Source organism: Arthrobacter sp. CAL618 (assembly GCF_000468215.1).
Lineage (GTDB): Bacteria > Actinomycetota > Actinomycetes > Actinomycetales > Micrococcaceae > Arthrobacter_D.
The window spans coordinates 26518-32789 of sequence record NZ_ASZW01000230.1 but is presented as its reverse complement, the minus strand read 5'-3'; the positions used below and the strand labels follow the sequence as shown (position 1 = coordinate 32789).

Genomic DNA, 6272 nt, shown 5'->3' with positions numbered 1-6272 from the left:
TGTAACCGGTTGGCGGTGTTCTGCGAACTCGACCACACCACCCCCTGGTCCCAAGGCGGCAAAACGTCCTACGGGAACCTGGCGGCCCTGTGTAAACGTCACCACATGTTCAAAACCGAAGGCTACTGGCACTACCAACAACCCGAGCCCGGGACCATCATCGCGATCTCGCCTGCCGGTGAAACCTACCTCACCACCGCCGACCCACCACCAGCCCCACCAGCCGACATGCCCCCGCCCTTCTAGAAGCACCCATTGAGCCAGCACCGCCCCCTGGGCAGCCCCAGCGTGCCTAGCAGCTCCGCCCCAGACGTGAGATCTGGTGATTCAAAAAGCCGTCGGCCCACCACATGTCACCTCTGGCCGGGTGGGTGCGGCCAGAGGATGCGGGGCTCTGGCGGGCGGGTGCGGCCAGAGGATACGGGGCTGGGCTGGACGGGGCGCGGCCAGGGGTGCGGCGCAGCCAGAGGCGGGGCGCGAAGCTCTACCGCAGCGCGGAAGTCGCCGCTCCTGCATGGCTGCGGGAGCGCACCCTGATGATGACTGTTGCAAGCAGGACGATTGCCGCCACGACGGCGGCAGCGATCGACGTCGTCGCCGATTCCATGTCGCCGCTGGTGCGCCCAACCGCGATCCAGGTGAGTCCCCAACCAATAGCCGCCGCGACGGCGAGACGACCCTTGCCTTTGAGCGCCAGCCCTAGGCCAACCAGTGCAACGACGGCAAGGATAGCGACAGCCCAAACTTCTTTGTTCAAGCCAAACCCGTCGAAGCCTGCAGCGGTCAGCGCTGCAGCGATGTTCGCGCACACCGCTACGCAGACCCAGCCAAGATACAGGCCCAGCGTGCCATCGACAATCACTGCCTCAGGCCACGATGATGCTGGCCGGCCGCTGTAGCGCAGAAATAAGACGGTCAGGACTGCAAGCAGCACCAGAATCACCGGCACACTCGCATTGAGCCACCCGGCCTGGATGCTCAGAATCCAGACCGCGTTCAACACCATTGACACTGCGACCATCCAGCCGAGCGATCGTTGCCGCTGCGCGGATCGCTGTGACGGCAACCATTGCCAGACGGTGTAAGCCACCAAGCCCGCGTACACCACTGACCAGATGGAAAATGCAGCACTCGCCGGGGCCAGAAGGGTGGCATCCGTGCCCAATGCCCCGCCAGCTGCCTCTGCGATGGGCGTCCCGCCGAAGACTCCGACACCGATCATCGATCCCACCAGGCAGAAGATCAAGCTGGCAGTGACAGCTATCTGGCGATACAGGTCAGCGCTGGTCTTTTCCTTGCTTGATGTGTGGGTTCTCATACCTCTATTGAACCGGTCTGACCGCGATAAAACTATCTCCTCCGCCAAGAGGTCAGTAGGCTGGGTAGTTCACGTGTTGACTCGAAAGGTGCATGTCATGACTGAATCAAACCTCCCCGAAGAGGAACTGAGTATCACCGACGCAATCGATACAGCGGAAGCCGAGGAGCTGGATCCGGTGGCTTCGGGACAGCCCGACAACTACCCGGGAGCTGCGGAAGACAACCCTGACCAGTGGCGAAACGACCCGCTACTTCAGGACGAGCCGGCTGCGACGGTGACCGCGGAAGGCACCGTTGCTGAGCAGGTACTGCGCGATGGATCTGAGGGCGACGACGCCGTACCGACGCTGGGCGAAGCCGCCGCGGACGTCGATTTCGGCGATCCCGCTGACGAATCAGAGATCGATGGCAGCGACGACAGCGCCAACCTTGGCGGTTCGCCCCTCAGCCATGCCGATGAGGATCTGCTGGGCCACTAGCCGTCACACCCGATCCTCACGCTGCATCGTCGACAGACCGAGGGGTGGTCCGTCGACGGCGCAGTGGAGAAGTCTTCTGGTGGTTAGCCTTCGCATTCCCGGCAGAACAGGAGGTCGCCCTTCTGGCGGGCAACCTGGCTGCGGTGGCGGACCAGGAAACAGGAGGAGCAGGTGAACTCATCATCCTGCGGCGGAATTACCTGGATCAGGAGTTCCTCACCCGAAAGATCCGCACCGGGAAGGTCAATCCCTTCGGCAGTGTCGGCATCCTCGACGTCAACTGAAGCCGACTGGGATTTGCTGCCACGGTTAGCCTGAAGGGCTTCGAGGGACTCGGCTTCCTTGTCCTCATCGTTGTTGCGTGGTGCGTCGTAATCCGTTGCCATTCCGGTGCCGTTCTCTTGAAAATCGCTGAAGCTGTGTGGTTGATGCAGCCACCGAGTATAACCATGAAATTCCTGACCAATGTGCAGGAGATATTGTTGCACGATTACGCATAATTGGGCCCCCTCTGAGCATCCCGAAAGGGCCTACGGGGTGACAGCTAGGTAAGCGATATCCGTGGCTAGCTATTCCCGCCTACACGGGCCCCCGGAATAGGTCGGACGTGGACGGGGTTGCCCCTTGCAGAACCTATTTACAACGGAAAGTGCTGCTCGTGACTCTCTTCACCCCGCTCACCATTGGTGCCATGGAACTGCCCAACCGTATCGTCATGGCCCCTCTCACCCGGGTCCGCTCGAGCAGGGAGGGCGTTCCTGGCCCTCTCGTGGTTGAGCACTACCGGCAGCGCGCATCATTGGGGCTGATCGTCACCGAGGGCACTTACCCGAGTGACGCCGGCCGAGGCTTCCCTGGCCAGCCAGGCCTAGTGACAGCGGAACAGTTGGCCGGCTGGCGCAATGTCACTTCTGCTGTGCACGACGCCGGTGGGCGGGTCTTTGCCCAGGTCATGCATGCCGGACGGGTCACACACGAGGCAACCACTGGCGGGCACACGGTCGTTGCTCCGAGCGCTGTGGCGATCAATGGCGAAACCCGAACCTATGATGGCAAGTTGCCGTACCCGATTCCCCACGCCCTGACCACTGACGAACTTCCCGGCGTCATCGAAGAGTTTGTCCAGGCATCACGGAACGCGATCGACGCTGGCATGGATGGTGTTGAGCTTCATGGGGCCAACGGCTACCTCCTCCACCAGTTCATGTTCCCGGAAACCAACCAGCGCGACGACGGTTACGGCGGCTCCCCCGCCAACCGCGCCCGTTTCATGGCCGAGGTAGTCCAGGCGGTAGTTGCAGCGGTCGGCGCCGAGCGGGTGGGACTCCGGATTTCCCCGGGCACCAGCGGCAGGGACGTGCTACCCGCAGATCCCGACGACATCCTCGCTACCTATGGCGCAATGGTCGACGCTATCGCACCCCTCAACCTCGCTTACCTGAGCGTCCTCCACGAAGACCCAGCCGGTTCACTGATCCAGGGACTCCGTTCGCGCTTCGGCGGACCCTTCCTGGTGAACAGCGGCTTCGGCGTGATTACCGACCGTGACGAAGCCGAGAGCATCCTCGCATCCCGGCTCGGAGACGCCGTCGTCGTCGGCCGTCAGGCGATCGCGAACCCGGATCTGGCCCNCCCGCCGGTGGCAGGAAGGCCTACCGCTGAACGAGCCCGACCCTGCGACCTACTATTCACACGGCGCCGAGGGATACATCGATTACCCGTTCTACGAGGATGTGCTGGCCGAAGCTACAGCCTAGGAGTCCCGGCCGTCCAGGATATGCACACCCACTCAAGAGAGCTAGCTTGGTAAAACCCTAGGAAGTCATTCGATTTCTCAAATGCATGCTCTCCAGCCGTTGCGTATCCGGGTGTGGTGCGTCACTCTGAGTGGGTACATAAGAACTTCCCCGCATAGGGGTGAGTGGGTGGGGGCCAATTCGCTTCCGCCCCGACGGGTTTTCAAATGCCGGTCAGCTCGCTCAGCGGGGATCTGCCTGGAGCTGCTCGTGACACCTGTCGGACGAATTACTGCCCCGAGAACCCCGGGACCGCGCAAGTCCGCAACGCGGGCAACTCTCGCAGTGTGCGTAGCCGTGGCAGCGGTCTGTGGGTCCGGGTATCAAAGCTCCCTCTCTGGCACGACTGGGCAGTTGGCAGCCGCGGCACCCCACTCTGCCGTGTCGGCAGTTGTGCCTACCGGATGGGTGGGCCGCGAACTGCTAGCCACCCCAACTCCCGGACTGCAGGATTTCCTGGTTCCCGGTCAACCCAACAGCGGTATTGCGTCGGAGGAGGCCAGGGCAGCTGATAACGGGCTTCAGGTCACCAGCGTTCCCTCCGACGGCCCCGCCCGCCCCGGGCCGGGAACACTCATGTCACCGTTGGGAACACTGAGCCCCAGTTCCCCATTCGGCGAGCGCATCAACCCGCTCACCGGCGAGGCGGGCGAGTTCCACTACGGACTGGATTTCGCCGCACCCTGCGGTACGTCAGTTCATGCGGCGGATGCCGGAACGGTACGGGCCGTCGGGTGGCACCCCTGGGGTGGCGGGAATCGAGTGGAGATCGATCACGGCAACGGGCTGATCACCACCTACAACCACCTTGAGGGGATTTCGGTTGAAGCCGGGGCTACCGTTGAAGTCAGCGAGATTCTGGCGACCGTCGGGTCAACCGGGTCCTCAACGGGTTGTCATCTGCATTTTGAAACCATTCGCGATGGGTCCCACGTTGATCCTCGAGGATGGACGCTCACACCGCTGAATCCCGCATCCCAGGTGGGAACACCGGACATGACCTCCTACGCACCGGGTGGGGGTGCATCAAGCAATGCAGTGCCATGGGTAATTGCCATGCCTCACGAGGTGTCACACGATACGGGTGACAGTCGCATCGAAGGGGTGCATGGACCGGCGATTGTTGCCGCGCCAGCAGTTCCGAAGCCTGCTGCCGGCTCGGCCCCNCCCCGCCACGGCACTCTTACCCGGTTGCTCATGATTCCAAGCCGACTCCCCGACCCACTGCCAGACCATCCGAACCCAAGTTGTCAGAACAGGATAAGCCTCAGCCGGGGCCGTCAAGCCAGAGTCCTTCGAGCCCGAACTCTTCGAGCCCAAGTCCGTCAGCGGCCCCAACGAAACAGGATGAACCTGCACCGTCACAGGATGAACCTGCACCGTCGCCCAGCTCCCCGGGGCCTGAGCCAGAAAATGAAACTACTCCCCCGCCCGCTCCCGGCCCCGAGCCCACACCCCAACCTGAGCCTTCACCCGCTCCTGAACCGGACCCTGACCCAGCTCTGGTCTGCACCGAACCTGAGACAGTCCAGGCTATTGGAAGTGGATCCGGTGAGGACTCGACGCCGGGACACGGCCCCCGACAGGATGCGTCGCCGTTCCCGGTACCGATTCCCGTACCAGTGACCGACGACGAACAGGTTGCCTCCGATGCCTCGGCCACTCCTGTGGATGGCACTACTGAGGCGGATGACGCTATTGAGGAAGAGGCCGGGGACGGCGATCCGGCCGTTCCAGCTCCCCCCTGCGATGGTCAAGAGGAGTCAGACGCCGATTCAAATGGCGAGATAGACGACATGGACAACCACCAGGACACCGTCGTCGTACCGGCAGACGATGCGACCGCGGCAAAACCCTAGACCGTCTGCAAGGTTGGTGATGCCTCATTTGTGGATTTGGCACTCTCTACCTGCATCACGGATGGGGAAAACGAGTATTCCCTACTCGTGACCCGGCGGGTACGTTTCGTAATGTCTATCCATGACAAACATTAATCACAGGTGTCAGTGTTGCGGCGAACTAGTTGACGAAGTCTTCTGCGAGGACTGCACCGAGGAATTCAGTCAAAACGCTGCCTGAGCGCTGAGCCGCCCGATCACCGGGCTGGGCGCCAGCGACCGACTGGGGGACCACACTGGTTCCGCTAACTTTTTCCTTGCACCCGGTTACTACACACGACATCGAATTTCCTAGCCCTCATTCGCCCGACGGGTCACCAACGGGTTCGCCACATTGAGACTGGGTGTCCGGCGCCACCCAAGCAGAGGCGATAAAAGTCCCGGAACCAGCAGCCGGGCCCGTGAATCCGATCAGCCCCCAGAGGGTCGTGTTGGGCGGTCCCCAAAGGTTGGGCCCACAGGAATACCTTCAACGCCCCAATGCGTTTCACCAGCAGGGCATCCGAATACTAGCGGCTGGCACCCCTGGCCATTAGTTTGCCTTTCCGGCCGGGCGCGGGACACAGCAGCGCAAATACTGCTACCGACACCGGCAATAGCGCAAATATCAGGCTAGGCACAGAATAGTTCCCTGTCAGATCGCGCCCGAGTGAGAAAAGTATCGGACCCAGAGCTGTCGACCCGACGTTGATGGCGGTAATGATGCCTCGGATACCGCCGATATTCTCTGTGCCGAAGTAGTGCGACAAGGCGATTGGCTCGATAGCTCGGATCGAGCC

General features: G+C 62.1%; 7 protein-coding genes and 1 pseudogene (1 of these 8 running past the window's edge). 5 read left to right on the top strand and 3 right to left on the bottom strand.

Going from position 1 to position 6272, the window contains the following annotated elements; genetic code table 11:
• Positions 1-246, top strand: a 246-nt coding sequence (locus tag K728_RS0113805; protein ID WP_024477068.1) for an HNH endonuclease, incomplete at its 5' end; no start/stop codon positions are given.
• 238 nt (positions 247-484) lie between these two features.
• On the opposite strand, the gene K728_RS0113800 is transcribed toward K728_RS0113805, so the two are convergent.
• Positions 485-1318 (bottom strand): hypothetical protein, encoded by an 834-nt coding sequence (locus tag K728_RS0113800; protein ID WP_024477067.1) that lies wholly within the window; start codon positions 1316-1318, stop codon positions 485-487.
• Positions 1319-1415: 97 nt separating this feature from the next.
• Between K728_RS0113800 and K728_RS0113795 the strand changes: the two genes are divergently transcribed.
• Positions 1416-1799 carry a hypothetical protein gene (locus K728_RS0113795; RefSeq protein ID WP_024477066.1) on the top strand — a complete coding sequence of 128 codons (384 nt, stop codon included), beginning with the start codon at positions 1416-1418 and terminating at the stop codon, positions 1797-1799.
• Positions 1800-1882: 83 nt separating this feature from the next.
• Here the strand turns inward: K728_RS0113795 and K728_RS0113790 are convergent, their stop codons facing one another.
• Complete coding sequence (locus K728_RS0113790) at positions 1883-2185, bottom strand: DUF4193 domain-containing protein (protein WP_019483350.1); 303 nt, start codon at positions 2183-2185, stop codon at positions 1883-1885.
• A 305-nt stretch (positions 2186-2490) separates the two neighbouring features.
• Between K728_RS0113790 and K728_RS19510 the strand changes: the two are divergent.
• The 3 genes and pseudogenes from K728_RS19510 (at position 2491) to K728_RS19500 (ending at position 5454) form a co-directional block, all read left to right on the top strand.
• Positions 2491-3556 (top strand): annotated as a pseudogene (locus K728_RS19510) (alkene reductase).
• Between the two features lie 81 nt (positions 3557-3637).
• Positions 3638-5221 (top strand): M23 family metallopeptidase, encoded by a 1584-nt coding sequence (locus K728_RS21990; RefSeq protein ID WP_443110988.1) that lies wholly within the window; start codon positions 3638-3640, stop codon positions 5219-5221.
• Positions 5218-5454, top strand: a complete 237-nt coding sequence (locus K728_RS19500; RefSeq protein ID WP_035748172.1) for a hypothetical protein — start codon at positions 5218-5220, stop codon at positions 5452-5454. The genes K728_RS21990 and K728_RS19500 overlap by 4 nt, the downstream gene beginning before the upstream one ends.
• A 673-nt stretch (positions 5455-6127) precedes the next feature.
• Here K728_RS19500 and K728_RS19495 read toward each other — a convergent pair.
• A protein-coding gene (locus K728_RS19495; RefSeq protein ID WP_237742150.1) for an MFS transporter crosses the window boundary here: on the bottom strand, positions 6128-6272 show its 3' portion. The gene runs 983 nt beyond the window's last position; 145 of the gene's 1128 nt are visible here — the last part of the coding sequence; its start codon lies off the right edge, out of view; it ends in the stop codon at positions 6128-6130.